This is a genomic window from Rhizobium grahamii CCGE 502, from assembly GCF_000298315.2.
Taxonomy (GTDB): domain Bacteria; phylum Pseudomonadota; class Alphaproteobacteria; order Rhizobiales; family Rhizobiaceae; genus Rhizobium; species Rhizobium grahamii.
This window is the reverse complement of the sequence record NZ_AEYE02000014.1, coordinates 147822-172455: the sequence shown is the minus strand read 5'-3', so window position 1 is coordinate 172455 and position 24634 is coordinate 147822. Positions and strand designations below refer to the sequence as shown.

22 protein-coding genes are annotated in these 24634 nt (G+C 60.1%); 12 read left to right on the top strand and 10 right to left on the bottom strand.

Annotation, left to right across the window (positions count from 1 at the left end; genetic code table 11):
* Positions 1–16 precede the first annotated feature (16 nt).
* On the bottom strand, positions 17–781 hold the full coding sequence (locus RGCCGE502_RS12705) for a GntR family transcriptional regulator (RefSeq protein ID WP_016554571.1): 765 nt from the start codon (positions 779–781) through the stop codon (positions 17–19).
* Positions 778–1662, bottom strand: coding sequence for a glucosamine kinase nucleotide-binding domain-containing protein (locus RGCCGE502_RS12700; RefSeq protein ID WP_016554570.1), 885 nt, complete (start codon positions 1660–1662; stop codon positions 778–780). The genes RGCCGE502_RS12705 and RGCCGE502_RS12700 overlap by 4 nt, the downstream gene beginning before the upstream one ends.
* Positions 1663–2190: 528 nt before the next feature.
* On the opposite strand from RGCCGE502_RS12700, the gene RGCCGE502_RS12695 reads away from it, so the two are divergent.
* From RGCCGE502_RS12695 to RGCCGE502_RS12675, 5 genes are all read left to right on the top strand, one after another.
* Entirely contained in the window at positions 2191–3450 is a 1260-nt protein-coding gene (locus RGCCGE502_RS12695; protein ID WP_016554569.1) for an ABC transporter substrate-binding protein, read from the top strand.
* A gap of 186 nt (positions 3451–3636) precedes the next feature.
* Positions 3637–4584 carry a carbohydrate ABC transporter permease gene (locus RGCCGE502_RS12690; protein WP_016554568.1) on the top strand — a complete coding sequence of 316 codons (948 nt, stop codon included), beginning with the start codon at positions 3637–3639 and terminating at the stop codon, positions 4582–4584.
* A gap of 10 nt (positions 4585–4594) precedes the next feature.
* Entirely contained in the window at positions 4595–5437 is an 843-nt protein-coding gene (locus tag RGCCGE502_RS12685; protein ID WP_016554567.1) for a carbohydrate ABC transporter permease, read from the top strand.
* Positions 5434–6516 (top strand): Gfo/Idh/MocA family protein, encoded by a 1083-nt coding sequence (locus RGCCGE502_RS12680; RefSeq protein ID WP_016554566.1) that lies wholly within the window; start codon positions 5434–5436, stop codon positions 6514–6516. The genes RGCCGE502_RS12685 and RGCCGE502_RS12680 overlap by 4 nt, the downstream gene beginning before the upstream one ends.
* Positions 6517–6528: 12 nt before the next feature.
* The gene (locus RGCCGE502_RS12675) at positions 6529–7530 is read left to right on the top strand and encodes an ABC transporter ATP-binding protein (RefSeq protein ID WP_016554565.1); all 1002 of its coding nucleotides are present in this window, start codon (positions 6529–6531) and stop codon (positions 7528–7530) included.
* 57 nt (positions 7531–7587) lie between these two features.
* Here RGCCGE502_RS12675 and RGCCGE502_RS12670 read toward each other — a convergent pair whose 3' ends face one another.
* The 7 genes from RGCCGE502_RS12670 to RGCCGE502_RS12640 form a co-directional block, all read right to left on the bottom strand.
* Positions 7588–7893 (bottom strand): NIPSNAP family protein, encoded by a 306-nt coding sequence (locus tag RGCCGE502_RS12670; RefSeq protein ID WP_016554564.1) that lies wholly within the window; start codon positions 7891–7893, stop codon positions 7588–7590.
* 51 nt (positions 7894–7944) lie between these two features.
* Positions 7945–9279, bottom strand: coding sequence for an MFS transporter (locus RGCCGE502_RS12665; protein WP_016554563.1), 1335 nt, complete (start codon positions 9277–9279; stop codon positions 7945–7947).
* Between the two features lie 138 nt (positions 9280–9417).
* Positions 9418–10479, bottom strand: a complete 1062-nt coding sequence (locus RGCCGE502_RS12660; protein WP_016554562.1) for an ABC transporter ATP-binding protein — start codon at positions 10477–10479, stop codon at positions 9418–9420.
* A 14-nt stretch (positions 10480–10493) separates the two neighbouring features.
* Positions 10494–11282, bottom strand: coding sequence for an ABC transporter permease (locus RGCCGE502_RS12655; protein WP_016554561.1), 789 nt, complete (start codon positions 11280–11282; stop codon positions 10494–10496).
* Entirely contained in the window at positions 11279–12172 is an 894-nt protein-coding gene (locus RGCCGE502_RS12650; RefSeq protein ID WP_016554560.1) for an ABC transporter permease, read from the bottom strand. Before RGCCGE502_RS12650 ends, RGCCGE502_RS12655 begins: the two co-directional genes overlap by 4 nt.
* Positions 12173–12245: 73 nt before the next feature.
* Positions 12246–13349 (bottom strand): ABC transporter substrate-binding protein, encoded by a 1104-nt coding sequence (locus RGCCGE502_RS12645; protein ID WP_016554559.1) that lies wholly within the window; start codon positions 13347–13349, stop codon positions 12246–12248.
* A gap of 180 nt (positions 13350–13529) precedes the next feature.
* Positions 13530–14402: a MurR/RpiR family transcriptional regulator gene (locus tag RGCCGE502_RS12640; RefSeq protein ID WP_016554558.1), complete on the bottom strand. Its 873-nt coding sequence runs from the start codon at positions 14400–14402 to the stop codon at positions 13530–13532.
* Positions 14403–14578: 176 nt separating this feature from the next.
* On the opposite strand from RGCCGE502_RS12640, the gene RGCCGE502_RS12635 reads away from it, so the two are divergent.
* The 6 genes from RGCCGE502_RS12635 to RGCCGE502_RS12610 all read left to right on the top strand — a co-directional run bounded on the left by RGCCGE502_RS12635 (position 14579) and on the right by RGCCGE502_RS12610 (position 22086).
* Entirely contained in the window at positions 14579–15352 is a 774-nt protein-coding gene (locus tag RGCCGE502_RS12635; RefSeq protein WP_019279918.1) for an N-formylglutamate amidohydrolase, read from the top strand.
* A gap of 126 nt (positions 15353–15478) precedes the next feature.
* Positions 15479–17026, top strand: coding sequence for an amino acid permease (locus tag RGCCGE502_RS12630; protein WP_016554556.1), 1548 nt, complete (start codon positions 15479–15481; stop codon positions 17024–17026).
* A gap of 145 nt (positions 17027–17171) precedes the next feature.
* The gene (locus tag RGCCGE502_RS12625) at positions 17172–18539 is read left to right on the top strand and encodes a glutamine synthetase family protein (RefSeq protein WP_016554555.1); all 1368 of its coding nucleotides are present in this window, start codon (positions 17172–17174) and stop codon (positions 18537–18539) included.
* A 105-nt stretch (positions 18540–18644) separates the two neighbouring features.
* The gene (locus RGCCGE502_RS12620; RefSeq protein WP_016554554.1) at positions 18645–20030 is read left to right on the top strand and encodes an aldehyde dehydrogenase family protein; all 1386 of its coding nucleotides are present in this window, start codon (positions 18645–18647) and stop codon (positions 20028–20030) included.
* Positions 20027–21172 (top strand): iron-containing alcohol dehydrogenase, encoded by a 1146-nt coding sequence (locus tag RGCCGE502_RS12615; RefSeq protein WP_016554553.1) that lies wholly within the window; start codon positions 20027–20029, stop codon positions 21170–21172. Before RGCCGE502_RS12620 ends, RGCCGE502_RS12615 begins: the two co-directional genes overlap by 4 nt.
* 230 nt (positions 21173–21402) lie before the next feature.
* Positions 21403–22086, top strand: coding sequence for an AAA family ATPase (locus RGCCGE502_RS12610; RefSeq protein ID WP_016554552.1), 684 nt, complete (start codon positions 21403–21405; stop codon positions 22084–22086).
* An 83-nt stretch (positions 22087–22169) separates the two neighbouring features.
* Here the strand turns inward: RGCCGE502_RS12610 and RGCCGE502_RS12605 are convergent, their stop codons facing one another.
* Positions 22170–23525 carry a L,D-transpeptidase family protein gene (locus RGCCGE502_RS12605; RefSeq protein WP_016554551.1) on the bottom strand — a complete coding sequence of 452 codons (1356 nt, stop codon included), beginning with the start codon at positions 23523–23525 and terminating at the stop codon, positions 22170–22172.
* Positions 23526–23758: 233 nt separating this feature from the next.
* On the opposite strand from RGCCGE502_RS12605, the gene RGCCGE502_RS12600 reads away from it, so the two are divergent.
* Complete coding sequence (locus RGCCGE502_RS12600) at positions 23759–24598, top strand: DUF4432 family protein (protein ID WP_016554550.1); 840 nt, start codon at positions 23759–23761, stop codon at positions 24596–24598.
* Positions 24599–24634: the final 36 nt, after the last annotated feature.

The window sequence follows — 24634 nt, the reverse complement described above, 5'->3', positions numbered from 1 at the left end:
TCAATGCGACCAGGCATCACGGCACGCCGATCGTCAGTTCAGCGACAAAATCATAGGCATCGCCGCGATAGAGCGAGCGCGTAAATTCAACCGCTCGCCCGGAGCCGAGATAGGAGATACGCTCGATCGACAGCCCTGCAGCGCCGACAGGTACGCCAAGCAGATGGGCGTCGGCTTCCTTCATGTTGGTAGCGGAAATCCGCTGCACGGCGCGGACCGGGCGGACCTGACGGCGCTCGAGTTCGGCATAAAGCGACGTTGTCACGACAAAGGGATCGGGCAGGAATTCTCCGGAGACGCTGGCGTTTTCTATGGCCAGCGGCTGGTCATCAGCGATGCGCAATCGGCTGAGCCGTGAAACCCTGACATCCGTCGCGAGACCGAGAATCATCATTTCATCCGGCGAGGGCGTGTGGATGCCCTTGTGCAACCATTCGGATCGCGAGGTCATGCCGCGGCGCGCCATATCCTCGGTAAAGGAGGTAAGCTGCGAGAGACGTTGCTCGACCTTCGACACCGGCTTCGTCACAAAGGTGCCGGAGCCGTGGCGGCGCACCAGCAGGCCGTCGGCAACCAGCTCATCGATCGCTTTGCGCACAGTCACCCGGCTGACCGTTGCAAATTCCGCGATGTCACGCTCGGGTGGCAGAGCGTCGCCATGGCCAAGCGTGCCTGTGCGAATGGCATCTTCCAGCGTGCGCCGCAGTTTGACGTAGAGCGGGCCGGTGCCGCCAGCCTGAAGGCGCTCGGGGGAAAGGAGGCTTGCAAAATCGTCGGTCATGCCGCGCTTGTTCCTTCCTCGTGCAGAAACTTCACAGCGAGATCGATGGCGCCCTGCAGGACGTCGCCGCGCGGCTCGCGCAGCAGAGCAACGTGACGTTCTGCGAGCCACGGACGATAGGCGTTCGCCAGCCCGCCCAACAGGCAGATCGCCTCGCATTCCGGCCAGAGCAGTGCATCAAGGCTCTCGCCGATCGAGGCTGCTGCGTTCCGAACGATTGCCGTCGCAACCGGGTCGCCCTTGGCTGCAGCTTCGAAAACGACAGGTGCATAGCGGGCAAAGTCATTGGGACGGGACACATGGGCAAACTCGACGACCCGTTCGGGATCGTCGCCATACTCGGCCATGACGGTCTGGGTCACGGGCGAGGACGGGCGCACCCCGTCACGCGCAAGCAGGGACTGCTCCAAGAGGTCGCGGCCGAGGCGAGCGCCGCTTGCCTGATCACCGACAACGAACCCCCAGCCTCCGATGCCGTAGATCTTGCCGTTGCGGCGCGCACTGTAAACGGAGCCTGTGCCGAATGCGCCGATCACGCCGTCGTAATCGCCGAGAGCTCCTTGCAGGGCTGTCGTTGCATCGGTGACAACCCGGCGTCTGGCAAAGGGCAGAACGCGTTCGATGCGTTCTGCATAGTCGCCGACATTCGCGCCGGCGACGCCGACAACGGCCGCCACGCTGGAAACGGATTCAGGGGAAAGGCCGGCGTCGCTCAAGGCGTTCTTCGCTGACGCCACAATGTTGATCAACGAATTGTCGAGGTCGGAGAGGATGTTCGACGGACCGGCCGTGCCACGGCCGAGGATGCGCCCCGCCGCATTCGTGACCGCGGCGCGGCAACTGGAGCCGCCGCCATCAATGCCGATCGCAAGTTCTGTCATTGAGCCACCAAAAATCCACTCATTCCCCTTGTTTTCACTATAATACCAAAAAAATACCATTTACCAAGTACAAAGCGCGGCAAAAATTCATCTTTTTATATCATTGATTTTGAACGATAAAATTTTTAATTCGGCATTTCCGTCGTGCAGATGTTAAAATTGGCTGGACAATTGGTATTTTTTTGGCCTTAATTCAACTCAAAGGGAACAGCGCATCGGGCAGCGACAAACCGGCAGGACATACATAAGCCGGGCCACTCGATGAAATGCGGAATCGGTCGTGGCGGCTTGTCGCCTTCAAGCCGTTCTCGCCATCGGTTTCCCTTTCATGGCTGTGCCGGATCGGTTTCTTGTTCGGGTACGCTGTCTGGTCGACGGGTGTTGGTTAGGCCTCGTCGCGCCGATCGAGCTTTCGGGCCGGCAGTTGTTGACGGCCCTCAGGAGAGCGTTGCGTGTCACCTCGTGCATGCAGTCGCTCGTTTCAGGTCAAGAACGGCGCCTTATCGGCGCTCAAAACAGGAGAGGGAAATGAGACACACTGCACTGAAAGGCTTCCTGCTGGCTTCGAGCCTGCTGACATCCGTCGGCTTTGCTCATGCCGCCGACGTCACGCTGACGGTCGAAAGCTGGCGTAACGACGACCTGCAGATCTGGCAGGAAAAGATCATCCCGGCGTTCGAAGCCAAGAACCCGGGCATCAAGATCGTCTTCTCGCCGACCGCGCCGACGGAATACAACGCTTCGCTGAATGCCAAGCTCGATGCGGGCTCCGCAGGCGATATCATCACCTGCCGTCCGTTCGATACATCTCTTGAACTCTTCAAGAAGCAGCAGCTCGCCGACCTCACCAGCCTGTCTGGCATGGAGAATTTCACGCCGGTTGCCAAGGCTGCCTGGTCGACCGACGACGGCAAGTCCACCTTCTGCGTGCCGATGGCTTCGGTCATCCACGGCTTCATCTACAACAAGGACGCCTTTGACAAGCTCGGCATCTCCGTTCCGAAGACGGAAGATGAATTCTTCGCAGCTCTGGAGAAGATCAAGGCAGACGGTACCTATATCCCGCTCGCCATGGGCACCAAGGACCTCTGGGAAGCCGCAACCATGGGCTACCAGAACATCGGCCCAAACTACTGGAAGGGTGAAGACGGTCGTTTGGCGCTGATCGAAGGCAAGCAGAAGCTGACGGATGCCGACTGGGTTAAGCCGTATGAAGAGCTCGCCAAGTGGAAGCCGTACCTCGGCGATGGCTTCGAAGCTCAGACCTATTCGGATAGCCAGAACCTCTTCACGCTCGGTCGTGCGGCGATCTACCCGGCCGGTTCCTGGGAAATCGCACTGTTCAACAGCCAGGCGCAGTTCAAGATGGGCGCCTTCCCACCGCCGGTTCCGAAGGCTGGCGACCAGGGCTACATCTCCGACCATCCGGATATTGGCGTCGCGCTGAATGCCAAGAGCACGCATGCCGAAGAAGCCAAGAAGTTCCTGTCGTGGGTTGCCTCCGGCGAATTCGCCGACATCTACGCGAACTCGCTGCCGGGCTTCTTCAGCCTGAACTCCAACCCGGTGAAGATGAGCGATCCGCTGGCTCAGGAGTTCGTTTCCTGGCGCGGCCCGTACAAGTCGACGATCCGTTCGACCTATCAGATCCTCGGGCGCGGCACTCCAAACCTCGAAAACGAGACCTGGATTGAGTCGGCGAACGTCATCAACGGCACCGACACGCCGCAGGCAGCTGCCGACAAGCTCCAGAAGGGCCTCGACGGCTGGTACAAGCCAGGCAAGTAATGAAAGCCGAGGGGCGGCGTCAGCCGCCCCTCACTCCGGCTCAAAGCCAATTTCGTATCCGCTTTTCCTCTCCCCGCCGCCTTCGAAACCCGAGGGGACGGGGAGACGGTTAGAGGAAAGGGCGTTCCGCCCGCCGTGTCAGATGCGCTGCGCCGCAGGCGCCGCCAAGAAGAACAGGCAAAAGCCATGAGCGAAGCCCTATCCGCTGTCGATGTCGTTCCCATCAAGCGCCCCGTGCGCTGGCACATCGGCGTCTTTCTTTTCCCGGCATTCGTCGTCTACTCGGCGATCATGATCCTGCCGCTGATCGAAACGCTGAGGCTTTCGTTCTACAACACCGTCGATGGCGCGCCTGCCTTCGTCGGTCTCGCGAACTACAAGGTGCTGTTCGGCGATGCGCGCTGGGCCCGTGACTTCTGGAACGCGCTGGTCAACAACTTCATCTTCTTCCTCATTCACATGTGCGTGCAGAATCCGATCGGCATCGCGCTGGCCGCGCTGCTGTCGACGCCGCGGCTGCGCTTCGTGGCGTTCTACCGCACCGCGATGTTCCTGCCGACGCTGCTCTCCTTCGTGATCGTCGGCTTCATCTGGAAGCTTATCCTGTCGCCGATCTGGGGCGTTGCGCCGTGGCTGATGAGCCTTGTTGGCATGAAGTCGCTCTTCGCTCCATGGCTCGGACAATCCGGACCGGCGCTGATTGCCGTGTCGCTGATCTCGAATTGGCAGTACATCGGCATTCCGATGATGCTGATCTACGCGGCGCTTCTCAGCATCCCGGAAGAGGTGATCGAAGCCGCCGAGTGCGACGGCATCACCGGCTGGGCACAATTCTGGAAGATCAAGCTGCCGCTCATCCTGCCGGCGATTGGCATCATCTCGATCCTGACGTTCGTCGGAAATTTCAACGCCTTCGACCTGGTTTATACAGTGCAAGGTGCGCTTGCCGGGCCCGATATGTCGACCGACATCCTTGGTACGCTGCTCTATCGCACGTTCTTCGGTTTCCAGCTGCAGCTCGGTGACCGCTCGATGGGGGCGACGATCGCGACGGTGATGTTCCTGATCATCCTCGCCGGCGTGTCCTTCTATCTCTTTGCCATCCAGCGGCGCATGCGCCGGTACCAGTTCTGAGGAGGGTGCCATGTCCAACAGAGCACGCACATCCCCAATCCGCACCGGTCTCGTTCACCTGGCACTTATCGGCTATACGCTGGTTGCCATCTTCCCGGTGTTCCTCACGATCATCAACTCGTTCAAGGACCGCAACGCGATCTTCCGTTCGCCGATGCAGGTGCCGACGCCCTCCACATTCAGCCTTGTCGGGTACCAGACCGTGCTGGGGCAGGGCGACTTTGCCACCTATTTCCAGAACAGCTTCATCGTCACGGTCGTTTCGATCTTCTTCGTGCTGTTGTTCGGCGCGATGGCAGCCTTTGCTCTCTCCGAATACAAGTTCAAGGGCAACACGCTGACTGGCCTCTATATGGCGATCGGCATCATGATCCCGATCCGCCTCGGCACGGTCGCCATCCTGCAAGGGATGGTGGCAGCCGGCCTCGTCAACACGCTGACGGCGCTGATCCTCGTCTATACCGCGCAGGGTATTCCGCTGGCGATCTTCATCCTCTCGGAATTCATGCGCACTGTCTCCGATGACCTGAAGAATGCAGGCCGTATCGACGGGCTCTCGGAATATTCGATCTTCTTCCGGCTGGTGCTGCCGCTGGTGCGCCCGGCTATGGCCACCGTCGCCGTCTTCACGATGATCCCGATCTGGAACGATCTCTGGTTCCCGCTGATCCTGGCGCCGTCTGAAGCGACGAAGACCGTCACCCTCGGATCGCAGATCTTCATCGGTCAGTTCGTCACCAATTGGAACGCAGTGCTTGCGGCACTTTCGCTGGCGATCCTGCCGATCCTCGTTCTCTACGTCATCTTCTCGCGGCAGCTGATCCGCGGCATTACTTCGGGAGCGGTCAAGTGAGTGCGACGACCAAGCCAATCCGCGTTCTCGTCGCCGGCCTCGGCAATATGGGACGCAGCCACGCGCTCGCCTACCACAACAATCCCGGTTTCGAGATTGTCGGGCTGGTCAACCGGTCGAAACCAAAGCTGCCGGAAGAATTGCAGAGCTGCGAGATCTACTCGGACTTCCATGCGGCGCTTGCCGAGCTGAAGCCGGATCTCTGTGCAGTCTGCACCTATTCGGATACGCACGCCGACTACGCGGTCGCTGCCTTCGAGGCAGGTTGCGACGTCTTCGTCGAAAAGCCGCTCGCGACAACAGTCGCCGATGCGGAGCGCGTCGTCGCGGCGGCGAAGAGGGCCGGTCGGAAGCTGGTGATCGGCTACATCCTTCGTCATCACCCGTCCTGGATGCGATTGATCGAGGAGGCCCGAAAGCTCGGCGGCCCTTATGTCTTCCGCATGAACCTCAACCAGCAGTCCAGTGGTCCGACGTGGGAGACGCACAAATCGCTGATGCAGACGACGTCGCCGATCGTCGATTGCGGCGTGCACTATGTCGATGTCATGTGCCAGATCACCGATGCCAAGCCGGTGGAGGTGCGTGGCATGGGACTGCGGCTGTCCGACGAAGTCGCACCGGACATGTATAACTACGGCCAACTTCAGGTGCTGTTCGAGGATGGTTCCGTCGGCTGGTATGAGGCCGGCTGGGGGCCGATGATCTCGGAAACGGCGTTCTTCGTGAAGGACATCATGTCGCCGAAGGGATCGGTCTCGATCGTCATGGACCCGAACGCCAAGTCCGACGATATCGACGCTCACACCAAGACCTCGGTTATCCGCCTGCACACCGCGGAGACGGCCCCCGACGGCAAGTTCATCCGGGCTGACCAGGACATGACGATGGCGGGCGAGCCCGGCCATCAGGAACTCTGCGACCGCGAGCAGGCCTTCATGCTGAAGGCCATTCGCGAGGACATCGACCTCAACCGCCACATGGCAGACGCCGTCGCTTCGCTGCGCATCTGCCTCGCCGCCGACGAAAGCGTGCGTACCGGCCAGGCCGTCAAGCTCCAAGAGCCGGTCAAACTGTAAGGAATACGACTAGTGGGATCGCTTCAACTCAAATCCATCCGCAAGACCTACGGCACGCATGAGGTGCTCAAGGGCATCGACCTGGAGGTCAAGGACGGCGAGTTCGTCATTTTTGTCGGACCTTCGGGTTGCGGCAAATCTACCCTCTTGCGCAGCATTGCCGGATTGGAAGACGTCACCTCGGGTGCTGTTCTCATCAATGGCAAGGACGAGACGCTGACGCCTCCCGCCAAGCGCGGCATCGCGATGGTGTTCCAGTCCTACGCGCTCTATCCGCACCTGACGGTCAAGGACAACATGGGCCTTGGCCTCAAGCAGGCCGGCACGCCGAAGGACGAGATAGAGACGCTCGTCAAGAAGGCCTCCTCGATGCTGTCGCTTGAACCGTATCTCGCGCGGCGCCCGGCGGAGCTTTCTGGTGGCCAGCGCCAGCGCGTCGCCATTGGCCGGGCGATCGTGCGCGAGCCGGCGCTCTTCCTTTTCGACGAACCGTTGTCGAACCTCGACGCAGCCTTGCGTGTCCAGACACGCCTCGAAATCGCCCGCCTGCACCGCAGCCTCAAGGCGACGATGATCTACGTCACCCACGACCAGGTCGAGGCGATGACGCTCGCCGATAAGATCGTGGTTCTGAATGCCGGCGCGATCGAGCAGGTCGGTTCACCAATGGAACTCTACAACCGTCCCGCAAACACCTTCGTTGCGGGATTCATCGGTTCGCCGATGATGAACTTCATTCCGGGTGACAAGGTTGGCGATGCGGGCGCAAAGACCGTCGGCGTGCGCCCAGAGCATCTGACCCTTTCGCGCGAGCAGGGCACTTGGCGGGCGAAGGTCGTCCACGTTGAACATCTCGGCGCGGACACGATCATCTATCTCGAATCCGAGCAGTGCGGCCTGATCACGGCGCGCCTGTTCGGCGAGCACAAATACGAGCCCGATGAGATCGTCTATGCGACGCCGGACACGGCCCACATGCATCGGTTCGATGCAAATGACAAGGCAATCCGCTAGAGCCCGACGTTCAAACTGAAAGCCCCGCCATAGAGCGGGCCTTTCCATTTTTATCGATCAGCCAAGGACAGGGCGCATGAAACTGCGGTCGTAGCTGATGATGCTGCGATTTCGTTTGTCGAGATCGAACGCGGCCTGGCATTCGGGATCGCTTGCCATGCGCGTGCGATAATCTTCGTAGGCCGCGAGGCTCGGGAACGAAAACAGCGCAATGGCAATGTTGTTCGCGCCCTCGGACGGCAGGAAATAGCCGTGATGCGTGCCTCCCATTCGATTGACGATCGGAATCCAGAGGCGCGCATATTCCTCGAATTCGGCGACCTTGTATGGGTCGATCATGTAACGCAGATAGCAAGTAATCATTGAAGCATTCCTTTGAAGCAAAGCCGGACGGTGGCCACACGCCTCCGACAGCTAGGCGGCTAGGCGCTCGGTGAGTTCCTCGATGCCGACGTCTGCCTCGACACTGTCTCCCTTGGCGATCAGATAGAGCCCTAGCGCAAAGGCGAGGGCGGCGATGAAGAGCAGGTAGTAGGCATGAGCCATCGGATTGATTGGCAGCAGCGATGCGACTGCAAGAGGCGTCAGGCCGCCGAAAATCGCATAGGAGACGTTGTAGGAGAAGGAGAGGCCGCTGAAACGAACGCGGGCCGGGAAGGCGCGGACCATGACGTAGGGTACTGCTCCAACCATGCCGACTGAAAGCCCCATGATAGCGTAGAGCGTGAAGAGGACGGTCAGCGAAACGCCCGCGTAGGTATAGAAGGCGAAGGTTGCCGCACCGAAGAAGATGCTGGAGACAACAAAGAAACGGCCCGAGCCAACCCGATCGACGATTGCGCCGGCAGCGGCGGTACCGAAGATCAGGAAGAGTGTGCCGAAGCTGGTGGCCGCAAGCGACTGCTGAGCGGTGTAGCCATAGAGCTTCTGCAGGAAGGTCGCTGTCATTAGCGTCGTCACGACGATGCCGGCCGACAGGATCCATGTCAGCAGCATGGAAATGACAACGCCGCGCGGGTAGTCGCGCAGAACGGCTTTCAGCGGCAACTCCGGAACGAGTGAGCGGGCTTGCTTCATCTCCGCAAAGATCGGTGTCTCCTGCAACCAGCGGCGCAGATAGACGGCAACGAGGCCGAAGATGCCGCCCAGGAAGAAAGGGATGCGCCACGCATAGGCGGCGACATCATCTGGCGTGAAGACTGAGTTGATGATCGTTGCGACGAAGGATCCGAGCAGGATGCCAAGCGTCAGGCCGGAGCAGAGAAAGCCACAGGCGAAACCGACCCGGCGGAAAGGAACGTGTTCGGCCACGAAGGTCCATGCGCCGGGCACTTCACCGCCGATCGCCGCACCCTGCAGGATGCGCATGAGCACAAGCAGGATCGGAGCGGCAATGCCGATGGTCGCATAGGTCGGCATCGCCGCCATGCCGAGCGTAGAGAGCGCCATCAGCAGGATCGAGAAGGCAAAAACGCGCTTGCGGCCAAAGAGGTCACCGAAATGGGCGAGGATGATGCCGCCGAGCGGACGCACCAGATAGCCGGCGGCGAAGATCCCGAACGTCTGGATCGTTATCAGCCATTCCGGCATGTCGGCTGGAAAGAACAGCTTGCCAATCACCGCCGCGAAGAAGACGAAGATGATGAAGTCGTAGAACTCAAGCGCACCCCCGAGAGCAGAAAGACCGAGTGTACGAAAATCCTGCGAGGTGAGGCGGCGAGGCGCGGAGGCGGTCGTGGTAGGAGACATGATGCTGACTTTGCTTAACGAAAACGTTCAGCCGTCGTTGCGCATCGACGTCGCCATTTCAAGCAATTTCCGGCGCCTCAGCTGTAGCGCCGGAAATGCGGAAACGAGTGTGGCAAAACCGCAAAGGTTAGGGTGCGCTCAGTCACGGATGACGAGCAGGTCCGCTGCCATGAAGCGGAGCGTTACGGTTTCTCCGGCTTGTGGCGGGGTTACGCCGGGGCTGTTGAACATGTCAAAGGAAATGACGTTGCCGCCGACGTTCATGCGGGTGCGGATGACCGAACCGAGGAAGTGCGCGGAGACGACCTGACCGGTCAGCTTCGTGTCGCATGGTGCGCTCTCGGCCAACGATCCAGCTTCCGGACGCAGCGCCAGAGACACCGTATCGCCCGCTTTGAAAGCCGCGACGGACTGCTTCAGCGTGACCCCCTGATCGCCGATCTGGATACGGTTGACGGCGGGATCGACAACCTTCGCCTCGATCATGTTGAGGGTGCCGACGAAGGAGGCGACGAAACGCGTGGCCGGCGTGTTGTAGATCTCGAAGGGTGTGCCGATCTGGTCGGCGCGGCCGGCGTTCATGACGACGATGCGGTCGGAGATCGACAGAGCCTCTTCCTGGTCGTGCGTCACGAAGACGGTGGTGATGCCGAGCTTCTGCTGGATCGCGCGGATTTCCTCGCGCAGGGATACGCGGATCTTGGCGTCGAGGGCAGACAGCGGCTCGTCGAGCAACAGCACCTGTGGGCGCACCGCCAGCGCACGTGCCAGCGCCACGCGCTGCTGTTGGCCACCTGAGAGCTGATAGGGGTAGCGGTCGGCAAGGTGGTCGAGCTTGATCAGCCCGAGCATTTCCTTGACCCGCTGATCGATTTCGGTTGCCTGCTCACCGGCGACCTTCAAGCCGAAGGCGACGTTGTCGTGAACGGTCATGTTGGGGAACAGCGCATAGGCCTGGAAGACCATGCCGATATTGCGCTTGTTGGGCTTCAGATTGTTCTGTTCCTTGCCGCCGATGGCGATGCGGCCGGCGGAGGGCGTTTCGAAGCCTGCGATCATGCGCAGGACGGTCGTCTTACCGCAGCCTGAGGGGCCGAGGAAGGAAATGAATTCACCCTTCTCGATCTGCATGTTGAAGTCATGCACGACCTGCGTTGCGCCGAAGGATTTCTTGAGGTTTGCGAGTTCGAGGAAAGCCATGAAAACCAGATACCTTACGACTTGGCCGGAGCGGCTCGGTGAAAGCGGGAGGCGAGATTGAGCAGGCCCATGCTGAGCCAGGTGATCGAGAAGGCGATGACCGCCAGCGCCGACGGCTCGTAAGCGCGGTTAGCGCCGACCAGCTGCAGGTAGGGGCCGAAGGCCGGGCGATTGAGGAGAGCCGCCATGGTGAATTCGCCCATAACGATCGCGAGCGTGATGAAGGCGCCCGAGAGCACGCCGCTCATGACGTTCGGGAAGATGCACTTGAACATGATCGTCGTCCAGCTGGCGCCGAGGCTCTCGGCCGCCTCCGTCAAGGTGCGGACGTCGATTGCGCGCATCGCCGTGTCGACGGCACGGTACATGTAAGGCAGTGACAGCGTCATGTAGGAAAGCACGAGCAGGACGTTGGTGCCTGACGTCGATCCTGTCAGCGGCAGGATCGAGGACGAATTGTACATTCTGAGATAGCCGAAGACGATCACGATGGCCGGGATGACGAGGGGCAGCAGCGTGATGAACTCGACGACCGGGCGGATCTGCGGCAGGCGCAAGCGTACCCAGTAGGCGGTCGGTACCACAAGCAGCATGCCGAAGATGATCGTCAGCAGCGCCATCAGCATCGAATAGCCGAAGGTTTCGCGGAACTGCGCATCGGAAAAAACCGAGGCGTAGGCGTCGAAACTGTATGCGCCGCGGCGCATACGCAGCGAGAATTCGATCGTGGCAATGAGCGGCAGCAGAAAGTAAATCGAGCCGAACGCAATGGCGATCCAGGCTCCAAGGCGTGAAGTCTTCATTTTTGCCACCGTTCGGCGCGCATGCGCAGCAGGATGTAGAGGAGATTAGAGAGGCCGGTGATGACGATCATGCCCAGCGCCAGCGCATAGCCGAGGTTGGCATTGTGAAGCACGTCGCCGCGGATTTGCGCATAAAGCAGGATCGGCACGATGTTCAGTGAACTGCCGGTCAGCGCGTAGGCGGTCGCAATGGCACCGAAAGCGTTTGCAAAGAGCAGCAGCGTCGTGCCCATCAGGCTCGGCCAGAGGATTGGGAAGGCGACCATGCGCCAATACTGGCCATTGGTTGCACCGAGGATCTGTGCGGCTTCCTTCCATTCCTTCTTCATGCCATCGAGCGCCGGCGTCAGGATCAGCACCATCAGCGGAATCTGGAAGTACATGTAGGTGAGGGTGAGCCCGAAGAAGCTCAGCAGATTGAAACCCGTGGAATAAAGATTGAAGCCGAACCAATCGCGCAGAAGCACGGTCACGAGACCAGTGCGTCCGAGGGTGGCCAGGAACGCAAAGGCGAGCGGCACGCCGGCGAAGTTGGATGCGACCCCGGAAAACGTCAGAAGGCCGGAACGGACCCACGTAGGAAGACCGCCGAGTACAACAGCCCAGGCCAGGAAGAAGCCGATCAGCGCGCCGCCCAGGGCCGATGCCACGGATACCTTGATGCTGATCCAATAGGCGCTGAGGATCGATGGCGTGAAGAGATCGACGATATTCTTGAGGGTTAGGTCGCCTTCGGGTGTCAGGAATGCGCCGGCGACCAGATAAAGCGTCGGTATGATGAGGAACATCGCCGCAAAGATCATGAACGGCGCGATGCCGAGCCAGTCTACGATCCTGTCGCGGTTTATCATGGGCGTGGCCGGGGCCGCAGATGTTGAAACAGTGGTCATAGACGACAGCCTTATCGGGGCAATAGAGAATAAAACCTCTCCGCCAAGGGGCGGAGAGGCCTTGCGTCAGTGATTACTTGACGTTGGCGCCGACGACGCTATCCCACTTGGTGGTGATAGCGGCCTTGCCTGCAGCCTGCTCGTCGAGGGTCGGGAATACTGCCTTTTCATAGGCAGCAGCCGGCGGCAGCTTGTCGAGAAGTTCCTGCGGGATCTTCTTGTTGGCTGCCAGGTCGTTGAAGCGGATCGGGTGGCAATAACCCTTCAGCCAGCCGAGCTGACCTTCGTCCGAATAGAGGTATTCCATCCAGAGCTTTGCAGCGTTCGGATGCGGAGCGAAGGCGGAGATCGCCTGGACGTAGACGCCAGCGTTAACGCCCGATGCCGGAACGACGACTTCAACCGGCGGGTTGCCCTTCAGCGTGTCGCGCCAGGACAGGCCGTTGTAATCCCAGGCGACGACGATCGGCGTCGAACCCTGAGCGAGCGAAGCCGACTTGCCGATGACCGGAACGAGGTTGCCGGCCTTGTTGAGCTCGGCGAAGTAGGCGAGACCGGCTTCACCAGCCTTGGTCGCATCCTTTTCACCGGCTGCGATACCCGCGGCGTAAACTGCCTGGACAGCCTGGTTCGACGCGCGTGGATCACCAGCGAGGGCGATGCTGTTGGCGTAGTCCGACTTCTTCAGGTCGGCCCAGTCCTTCGGGACTTCCTTGACGATGTCGGTGTTCACGACAAACGAGAGGACGCCGTAGTAGTCACCGTACCAGAAGCCGTCAGCATCCTTGGCGCTATCCGGGATCGAATCCCAGGTGGAGACCTTGTAGGGCTGGATCAGGCCGTCGGCCTTTGCTGACGGACCAAAGGAGAGGCCGACGTCGATCACGTCTGGAGCCTGCGGGCCGGTGTTGCCCTTGTTGGCCTTGATGGCTTCGATTTCATCGCCCGAACCGGCGTCCGGGTTCAGCTCGTTGACTTCGAGACCGTACTTGGCCTTGAAGCCGGCAATGACGTCGCCGTAGCCGCACCAGTCGTGTGGAAGCGCGATGGTGGTCAGCGTACCTTCCTTCTTGGCGGCAGCGATGAGTTCAGCGCTCGGTTCAGCGGCTGCGATTGCAGTCGAAGCAACAACAATTGCAGTAGAAAGTGAAAGAATTCTAGAAATATTAGAGATCACTGTTGTTCTCCTTCGTGGTTCAGTGTCTGACGATGCTGTTACTGACGTTACGTGAAGCTTTCGTGACAGTTTGATGACCTTATTTTTTCTTTGTATAGCAGGCAGTTGGCGGCGGTGTTTCATTTACGACACGTTGTTCACTCAAGCGCGGCCTGTCATCTCTCTGTCGTATTTTCCCTCCTAACTGAGTTTGCGGAAGAGCCTGGTTTGTTCGAACAGACCCTCCAGCGTTTTCATGCGTTCTTTCGTTTCGTCCCATGTCGAACTCTGAACGGCTTCGATCAGCGCTTCGACAATAAAGAGAGTGACGACTGATGAATCCCAGGCCGACGGGGCCTCGATCTGTATGCGAAACGTGTGGCGCGCGAGCTTGGCGGCAGGCGATCCCCATTGATCCGTAAACACGACAATCTCGGCTCCGCGCTTGCGGGCCGCGGTCGCGAGGCTAACCATCTCCTGCTCGTAGCGGCGGATATCGAAGATGACCAACAGATCGCCGGGATTCATGTTGAGGACATATTGCGGCCAACTGCTCGAATTCGATGAGAGCAGAGCGGTGTTCGGGCGAATGACCTGCATATGCGTGAAGAAGTATTCGGCCAACGCGCCTGTGATACGCCCGCCGACGAAGTAGAGGCTGCGTTTGCGGTCGGAGAGGAGGGAGGCGACGCTGTCAAACGTCGCTGTATCGAGCGCGCTTAGCGTCTGGCGCAGATTGCCCATGATCGCGTCGGCAAAGCGGTTCAGAATATGCGTGCCCGGGGCATTGGAGGCCCAGCGGTCATGCTTGGCGATAGGGTTTGAAATCGTTGCTTCGACTTCCTGATGGAGATGCGCCTGAAAGTCGGGATAGCCCTTGAACCCAAGCTTCTGGACCATGCGCACGACCGTTGGCGTTGACACACCGGCGTTCTCAGCAATCGTCGTTATGCTTCCCAGCCCGGAGACAGGGTAGTTGTCCAGAAGGCTCTCGGCCAATTGCTTTTCAGCCCGCGTCAGCGTGCCAAAATGCGAATGGATTACGTCCGAAACTGTCTTCGACGCAGCGGTCACGCGATCATGCTCCCCGGGATTGGTCTTGTGCCACTTTCCCACTGAAAGTTAACAACGCTGTCACAATCCATGTCAACTACTGTCATGAAAAGAAATTTTCAGAGTGCGCTTGACAGTCGTCGAAACGTGAAGAATTCTTTTCTTATACATATTTTATTAATGATCGGGATGCGCCTGTGGTGGCTGCTCAGTTCAAGGTCCTAAGCGAAGCGGAAGGCGAATGCGTTTCGGTCGAGCGACCGAACGGCAAGAGCTCGTTGCTGCTGATCTGCGAGCATGCATCCCGATTGCTGCCTGAGCGGTACGGAACACTCGGTCTCTCCGATGAAGCGCTGGAAAGTCATATTGCCTGGGATCCGGGCGCTTTGGCCGTGGCCCGCGGGATTTCGGAGGCTCTCGACGCCCCGCTCATCTACCAGCGATTTTCTCGGCTGATCTACGATTGCAACAGGCCACCGGAGTCAACCGGAGCCATGCCGGAAAAGAGCGAAGTCTACGAGATACCGGGCAATGCCCATCTCAGCGCGGAAGAACGCCTCGCGCGGACAGAAGCGTTGTATATTCCTTTCCACGACGCCATTCGCGCACTGATTCGCGATCGCAAGGCGAGGGGGCAGGAGACGGTGATTGCAACGGTCCACAGCTTCACTCCGGTGTACCACGGCAAGACGCGCGCTGTGGAAATTGGTATACTGCACGACGAAGACAGCCGCTTTGCAGACAGCGTTTTGAACGCCGCATCGTCCGGCTCGCCTCTCTACAAAATCGAACGCAACGAGCCCTATGGCCCTGCGGATGGTGTGACCCACACGCTGATCCTGCATGGGCTGTCCAACGGGCTCCGCAATGTAATGATCGAGGTCCGCAACGACCTCATCTCAGACGAAGACGGTCAAGGGGTCGTGGCCGACTATCTGACAGGGCTTCTCCAGAAAAGCCTGGACGCCTGACAACGAAGAAAAAGACCCCAGGGAGCAGTCTAACTGCGATCCGCCCGTAGGCGAAAACGTCACGGGCACTTTGGCACTGGATGATCATTCGCAATCCCGCGGGTGATCGCTAAACAGGGGGAAGTCATGTCCGATTACACGGATCACGACAAGAAGCAGGATATGCATATCCTGCACTCCATGGGCTACGCCCAGGAGCTGGAACGGCGGATGAGCTCGTTCTCGAACTTTGCCGTTTCGTTTTCCATTATTTGCATCCTCTCCGGCGGCATCAACTCACTGGCGCAAGCCACGGCGGGTGCCGGCGGTGCGGCGATCGGCATCGGTTGGCCGGTCGGTTGCTTCGTCTCGCTGGTGTTCGCCGTCGCGATGGCGCAGATCAGCTCGGCCTATCCGACCGCGGGCGGCCTCTACCACTGGGGCTCGATCCTCGGCAACCGCTTCACCGGCTGGGTGACCGCATGGTTCAACCTGCTCGGTCTCGTCACGGTTCTCGGCGCGATCAACGTCGGCACCTATTACTTCTTCATGGGCGCGTTCGGGACAAGCTACTTCGGCCTCACGGACACGACAACGGTCCGTATCGTCTTCCTGGTTATCATTACCGGGGCGCAGGCGCTCGTCAACCACATGGGGATTGGGTTGACGGCGAAGCTGACGGACTTCTCCGGTTATCTGATCTTTGCGACGGCGATCGTACTGGCCGCTGTCTGCCTGTTGGCTGCCCCTTCCTACGACATTGCTCGCCTCTTCACCTTCGCCAACTATTCCGGCGAGGCGGGCGGTAACGTGTGGCCGTCGACCTCGGGCGCCTGGGTGTTCCTGCTCGGTCTGCTGCTACCGATCTACACGATCACCGGCTATGACGCTTCGGCGCATACCTCGGAAGAAACGGTCAAGGCCGCGCATTCCGTGCCACGCGGCATGGTTTCCTCGGTCCTGTGGTCGGCGCTCTTCGGTTACATCATGCTGTGCGCCTTCGTGCTGATGCTGCCGAATATGGACGATGCAGCAAAGCAGGGCTGGAACGTGTTCTTCTGGGCCATGGACAGCCAGGTGAACCCTGTTGTCAAAGATCTGCTCTACCTCGCCATCTTCGTCAGCCAGTGGCTGTGCGGCTTGGCAACGGTGACCTCGGTCTCGCGTATGATCTTCGCCTTCTCGCGTGATGGCGGTCTGCCGGCATCGAAGGCGCTGTCGAAGGTCAGCCCGAAGTATCGCACTCCGGTCGCGGCCATCTGGACCGGATCGATCCTCGCGGTCCTTTTCGTCTGGGGCTCGTCGCTCGTTTCGATCGGTGAGACGCCGGTTTACACGATCGTCGTATCGTGCACGGTCATCTTCCTGTTCTTCTCCTTCGCGATCCCGATCACCCTCGGTCTCTTCGCGTGGGGTACATCGAAGTGGGACAAGATGGGGCCGTGGAACCTCGGCGAGGGCATGTTCAAGCTGTTCGCGATCCTGTCGATCCTGGCAATGGTGCTGATCTTCGTCCTCGGCATCCAGCCTCCCAACGATTGGGCTCTCTACATCACCGTCGGCTTCCTCGTGCTGACTGCGATCGTATGGTTCGGCTTCGAAAACCGTCGCTTCAAGGGACCGCCGATCGGCGACGAAGTTGCGCGCCGTCAGGCGGAGATCGCAGCGGCCGAAAAGGCCGTCGGCGAAGCCTGAGGTTTTCGACTTCCCTCTCCGACTCCGGGGCCGCGATGGCGGCCCCGTTCTCCGGATCAACGAAAACGCATCAGGGGCGGCTCACTCGTTTCACGGCATGCTCTTTCGTTGCACCGATTCCAGTTCAAGTTCAGGCGGATTCACCATGAGCATCTATACCCTCGACGATCTCAAGCAGGATGTAGCCGACGGGCGCATCGATACGGTTCTGGCGTGCCAGGTGGACATGCAGGGCCGCCTGATGGGCAAGCGCTTTCAGGCCGAATACTTCCTGGAAAGCGCTTGGAAGGAAACGCATAGCTGCAACTATCTCGTTGCCACCGACATGGAGATGGAAACCGTCTCCGGTTACAAGGCGACAAGCTGGGAAAAAGGCTATGGCGACTACACGATGAAGCCCGATCTTTCGACGCTGCGCCGTATCCCATGGCTCGAAGGCACCGCGCTCGTGCTCTGCGACCTCCTTGACCACCACACGCATGAAGAAGTACCGCATTCGCCGCGCGCGATCCTGAAAAAGCAGGTCAAGCGACTGGAAGACATGGGCATGAAGGCGTTCATGGCCTCGGAACTGGAATTCTTCCTGTTCGACCAGACCTATGAATCTGCACACGCATCCGGCTATCGCAACCTCAAGCTCGCCAGCGCCTACAACGAGGACTACCACATCTTCCAGACAACCAAGGAAGAGGAGGTCATGCGGGCAATCCGCACCGGTCTTCAGGGTGCCGGTATTCCGGTCGAGAACTCGAAGGGCGAGGCGTCCGCGGGCCAGGAGGAAATCAACGTCCGCTATGCCGACGCGCTTACCATGGCCGACCGCCACTCCATCATCAAGAACGGCTGCAAGGAGATCGCCTGGTCGAAGGGCAAGGCGATCACGTTCCTCGCGAAGTGGCACTACAATGCCGCTGGTAGCTCGTCGCACATCCATCAGTCGCTCTGGAGCGCCGACGGCAAGACGCCGCTTTTCTACGAGGAAGGCGGCAAGTACGGCATGTCACCGTTGATGAACAACTATGTGGCCGGTCTTCTCGCACACGCCAGCGAGATCACTTATTTCCTTGCGCCTTACATCAACTCGTACAAGCGCTTCATGGCTGGCACGTTCGCGCCGACGAAGGCGATCTGGAGCAAGGACAACCGCACCGCCGGCTATCGCCTCTGCGGCGACGATACCCGCGCGATCCGTATCGAGTGCCGTGTCGGCGGCTCCGACCTCAATCCCTATCTCGCCTTTGCGGCACTCCTCGCTGCCGGAATCGACGGCATTGAGAAGAAGATGGAGCTGGAGGCGCCGTTCGTTGGCGACGCCTACGGCGCTCGCAGCGTCCGCGAGATCCCGCGCACTCTGCGTGCGGCAACCGCTGCCATGACGGAATCGAAGATGCTGCGTAGCGCCTTCGGCGATGACGTTATCGATCACTATACCCGTGCTGCCGAGTGGGAGCAGGAAGAATACGATCGTCGCGTTACCGACTGGGAAGTGGCGCGCGGTTTCGAAAGAGCATAAAGCGTAGCCAAGGCCGGACGGCGTCCTGTCACACGATTTCCATATCTCGGGAGATTGTTTGGGGCGTCCGCCGGTTTCGGCATGCCAAAACATAGGATGAAGATCATGGGAATGATCCAATGCATTTCACCGATCGACGGATCGGTTTACGCCGAGCGTCCGGCGCTGTCGCTCGACGCGGCGAAGGACGTTGTGGCGCGCGCTCGCAAGGCGCAGAAGTCCTGGGCAAAGCGGCCGCTGGAACAGCGCGTTCAGCTGGTGTTGAAGGGCGTTGCGCGGCTCAATGAAATGTCCGACGTCGTCGTGCCGGAGCTTGCCTGGCAGATGGGCCGACCGATCCGCTACGGCGGCGAGTACAAGGGCTTCAACGAGCGCTCCAACTACGTCGCCTCGATTGCCGCCGATGCGCTGGCGCCGCTGGTCGTCGAAGAAAGCGACAAGTTCGAGCGCCGCATCGAGCGCGAGGCGCATGGCGTCGTCTTCGTCGTGGCGCCTTGGAACTATCCCTACATGACGGCGATCAATACGATCGCGCCGGCGCTCATGGCGGGCAACACCGTTGTTCTGAAGCATGCGTCGCAGACGCTTCTCGTCGGTGAGCGGCTGGTGCAGGCGTTCGTCGAGGCCGGCGTTCCCGAGGACGTCTTCCAGAATGTGTTCCTCGACCACGAGACGACCTCTGCACTGATTGCCGCCGGCAGCTTCAACTTCGTGAACTTCACCGGTTCGGTAGAAGGCGGACGGTCAATGGAGCGTGCGGCGGCCGGCACGTTTACCGGTCTTGGCCTCGAGCTCGGCGGCAAGGATCCAGGCTACGTCATGGAAGACGCTGACCTCGATGCGGCCGTCGATACGCTGATGGACGGCGCGACCTATAATTCCGGTCAGTGCTGCTGCGGTATCGAGCGCATCTATGTGCATGAATCGCTGTACGACAGCTTCGTCGAGAAGTCGGTCGCTTGGGTGTCGAACTACAAGCTCGGCAATCCGCTCGATCCGGAAACATCGCTCGGGCCGATGGCAAACAAGCGTTTCGCCAAGGTCGTGCGCGAGCAGATCGCCGATGCGGTCTCCAAGGGTGCCAAGGCGTTGGTGGATCCGAAGCTTTTCCCGCAAGACGATGGTGGCGCCTATCTTGCGCCGCAGATCCTCGTCAACGTCGATCACTCGATGGCCTTCATGCGCGAAGAAACCTTCGGTCCTGCCGTCGGCATCATGAAGGTGAAGAGCGACGACGAGGCAGTCGCCCTGATGAACGACAGCCAGTACGGCCTCACGGCATCGCTGTGGACGCAGGACGCGGAGCGGGCAGGGCGGCTTGGTCGTGAGATCGAAACCGGTACCGTGTTCATGAACCGCGCGGACTATCTCGATCCGGCGCTTTGCTGGACCGGCGTCAAGGAAACCGGCCGTGGCGGCTCATTGTCGATCATCGGCTTCCAGAACCTCACGCGCCCGAAATCCTACCATCTGAAGAAAGTCACAGCATGAACATCACAGCCAACTGGAGCTATCCGACCGCCTTCAAGCTCGGCCGGGGCCGCATCAAGGAACTGGCGGACGCCTGCAAGAGCCTTGGCATGAAGAAGCCGCTGCTGATCACCGATCGCGGCCTGGCGTCGATGGCGATCACCAAGACGGCGCTCGACATTCTGGAAGAGGCCGGTCTCGGCCGTGCGATCTTCGCCGACGTCGATCCGAACCCGAACGAGAAGAACCTCGACGCCGGCGTCAAGGCGTTCAAGGATGGTGGCCATGACGGCGTTGTGGCCTTTGGCGGCGGTTCGGGGCTCGACCTCGGCAAATGCGTGGCCTTCATGGCCGGCCAGACGCGACCCGTCTGGGACTTCGAGGATATCGGCGACTGGTGGACGCGTGCCAGCGTCGAAGGGATCGCTCCGATCGTTGCCGTGCCGACGACGGCGGGCACCGGCTCGGAAGTCGGCCGCGCCAGCGTCATCACCAATTCCGAAACGCATGTGAAGAAGATCATCTTCCATCCGAAGTTTCTGCCGGGCGTTGTCATCGCCGACCCGGAACTGACGGTCGGTATGCCGAAGATCATCACCGCCGGCACCGGCATGGATGCCTTCGCGCACTGCCTGGAAGCCTATTCCTCGCCCTTCTACCACCCGATGTCGGCAGGCATTGCGCTGGAGGGCATGCGCCTCGTCAAGGAATACCTGCCGCGCGCCTACAAGGAAGGCACGGATCTTGAAGCGCGGGCCAACATGATGTCGGCGGCGGCGATGGGTGCTGTCGCGTTCCAGAAGGGTCTCGGCGCCATTCATGCGCTGTCGCACCCGATCGGTGCCGTCTACAACACCCACCACGGCATGACGAATGCGGTGGTGATGCCGGCCGTGCTGCGTTTCAATCGTTCAGCGATCGAGGACAAGATCGCGCGCGCTGCTGCCTATCTCGGCATTTCCGGCGGCTTCGACGGTTTTTACGATTACGTGCTGCAGCTTCGCTCCGAGCTTGGCGTTCCCGACAGCCTGTCTGCGATGGGAATCAAGCCCGATCGAATCGATGAGCTTTCGGCCATGGCGATCGAAGATCCGAGCGCTGGCGGCAATCCGGTGAAGATGACGCTCGAAAATACCAAGGCACTCTTTAAGGATTGCTTCTGAACTTAGAGAAGAAGGCGGACCTGAACTAGCCCGGAAAGCCCAGGCTTTCCGGGCTTTTTTATGCGCGCGTGTCGCGATTTCGCCTGAGTGCAAGAAATGTCGGCCGCAATTTCAGGTGTCGCGTTTAGAAGTTGTTAACCATGATTAGAAAGGATGCATTAACCGCACGATGCTTCCGAGAGTGCGCGACAGAGCCATAGAGCGGCTCACTTTCCCTTCGAGGACCGATCATGCCAGTCATCACTTTCGCAAACACCAAGGGCGGCGCCGGCAAGACGACAGCCGTTCTTCTCCTTGCCACCGAGCTCGCCCAGAAGGGCTATCGGGTGACCATCCTGGATGCCGATCCGCAGCACTGGATCACGCGATGGCATGAGGTGTCCGGCCACGTGGCCAACATCTCGGTGATCGACTTCGTCACATCGGCGTCCCTGCCGCTGCACATTTCGGAAAACAAGCACAATACGGATTACTTCATCATCGATCTCCCAGGCGCGCGCAATCCGCTGTTGGCGACGGCCATCGGGCTTTCAGACCACGTGCTCATCCCGATCCAGGGCTGCGCCATGGACGCGCGCGGCGGTGCTCAGGTGCTCGAGCTGCTGCAATATCTCGATGAGAAGGCGGGTATCCGCATCGGGCACTCGGTTGTCCTGACGCGCGTCAACTCGATGGTAACGACGCGGGCGCTCTCGATTGTCAAGTCGCTGCTGAGCGAGCGCCAGGTGCCGGTGCTCGATACCGCGATCATCGAACGCTCAGCCTTCCGCGATCTTTTCGACTGCGGCGGTACGCTGCATTCCCTCGATGCAGCCCGTGTCAGCAACCTCGACAAGGCGCGTGAGAACGCGCGCTGTTTCGCTGAAGAGATCATGGCAAAGGTGCCGAGCCAACGCGCAGCACCGGTCCTCTGATCCGCTCGGCTGCTTGAACAAAACTTGATCGACAAAAAAATGCGCCCGAAGGGGCGCATTTTTTATTGGCGCTGGCCGAGGGATCAATCGACGAATTCGACCGTCACGCCGGACTTGACCATCTTCGCGAGCTCGGTGGCATCCCAGTTCGTCAGACGGATGCAGCCGTGGCTCTGCGTGCGGCCGATCTTCGACGGCTCCGGCGTTCCGTGGATGCCGTAGGTCGGCTTCGAGAGCGCCATCCAGACCGTACCGACAGGCCCGTTGGGACCCGGTGGGATATTCAGGATCTTGTCGTTGGCGCCCTGCTGAAAGTTGATCTTCGGATTGTAGGTGTAGCCCGGGTTCAAGGCGACGCGTTCGACCGTGACTGTGCCGGACGGCGAGGGCGTGTCCGTCGATCCGATCGAAGCCGGGTAAGCGGCAATCAAGTTGCCATTGTTGCCATAGGCGAAGACCTGCTTGCGACCCTTGTCTGCCACGATGCGCGCAACTGCCCCGGCCTTTGCGTCGCCCGGATTAACGACCTTGATGATGGTGCCTGGAACCGTGAAATCCACGCCCGGGTTGATCTCCTTCAGGAAGCCTTCGTCCATGTGGAAGCGCTCGGCAAGCATCTCGGTCGTCGAGGTGTAGCCCAGAGATGACAGGGCGGCCTTGTGCGCGTAGTCCTCCGGGATTTCCGCCACGTAGGGGCCGGCGGCATCCGCCGGCGTAATCGTGTAGCTGACGAGCGGTAGGCCGCCGGTCATGCGCAACTGCTCGAGAATGGCATCCGTGTTGTTGGGGTCAAGCGTCTCGCCCGCCATCTGTTGGTAGGCATAGATTGCCTTGGTGACGTTGGCGCCCATGCGCCCATCGATGGCGCCGGGAGACACGCCAGCGCGATCAAGGAAAACCTGCAGCGCGACAATTTCGGACTTCGACTTGTTCTTGAGCGTGATCACCGGCTCCTGCGGTGGCTTCGGCTCCAACATCTCAGGCGTCTGCTGATCCTGCTCGATCGACGCATAGTTATCGCCGCCCGGCGGGTAAGGCTGATCGTCAAGCGGCTGTCGGTCGATCGCAGCGTCGCGCGGGATCGAGCCGGTGACCGCACCGCGCTCAGAGTAACGCGCATCGCCGTACGGATCGTCTCCGTAGTAGCCATCGCTATTGTAGGCGTCGCGCACCGGCGGGCGCGGGTAATAGCCGCGCGCACGCATCTCGGTTGCGATCACATTGCCGTAGGGATCGATAAGGACACGGTTGCCGCGCCGGTCGCGTGCGTAGGCTGCGCCCGACGGGACGTAGTCAAGGATATCGCCGTTTGGCGCCACGAAGACGACGTCGCGTTGGCGACCATTATAAAACTGTTGTGCCTCGGCAGAAGGCGTCGCGACAGCGATGGCCAGCAGGGCTGCTGCGGCAGACAATCCCGATATTACAAAGCGATTCACGTCTTCAGACCCTTCAGTGACTTGGCCGACACACACCTGCGAATTTTGACGCTAGTGTGGAATTTATGAAATCGTCCTGAACAAAAGATAAAAATTCCGTGATTTCTCCTTTGGTCATAAACATCTGGGGGCGTCGGTCGGTTCCGATGCGCCCGGCGCGCGGTCACGATTGACGAATTCGACGGCGCGACATAACCGTGCGCAGGTGGTCAGAACCGGGAGGAAGTTGGACGATGATCGAGTTTGCCGCCGCCAAAGGGCCGAAACTGATGCTCGACGAGACGTCGCTGATGGATATAGGCGGATGTGTCGTCAACGGCGTCGACCTTTCTCCTAAGGAGGCGGTTCCGGATGACGGCGATGCGCGCATTTGGCATTCCGTGCGGGGCTTCCTCTTTACCTGCGGACCGGATCATATCCGTCATCGTGAGCCCATACCCGGCCGCGCCGACGGGAAGGTGTATCCCTTGCATGGATCGGGCCCCGGCCATGCAGCCAAAGTTCTCTGGACGAAGTTCGATAATGGCAATGCCGAGTGCAGGGCGGACATCGATATCGTAACCGTCGAAGGCTTGCCGGCGCGCATCGAGCGCCATTGGTTCATCAACGGCGGGACAGGCGAAGTCAGTCTCAGAGACAAGGTCGTCAACACAAGCGACAAGGTCGTTCCGACCTTCCTGATGTACCATATGAATATCGGTGGCAAGTGGTTCGACGCCGGCACGCGCCTCGAAGGCAAGATGCTCGATGGCGGTGGCTTCCCCTGGAATTTCGGCGAGGAACCGGGCGGCATCTTCTGCGTGGAGGCGCCGGCAACGGAGGGCGGCTTTGCCGAGGTACGGCTTGGCCCGATTGCTGCCACTGGTGGCAAGGTTCTCAGGGTACGTATTCTTGCCGAGACGCTGCCGCACCTGCAGGTCTGGCGCAATCAGAAGGCGCCTGCCGACGTTCTTGGCATCGAGCCGGTGTCGCATCGGTGGGTATCGCGCTCCGAACTGGAGGCATCGGACGAATTCGTCATGCTGAAGCCCGGCGAGAGCCGCGATTATGCGCTCAGCTTCGCCTTCGTTTGAGCGATCTGCGGTTGACGCTGCGCATAGGGCGGCGTA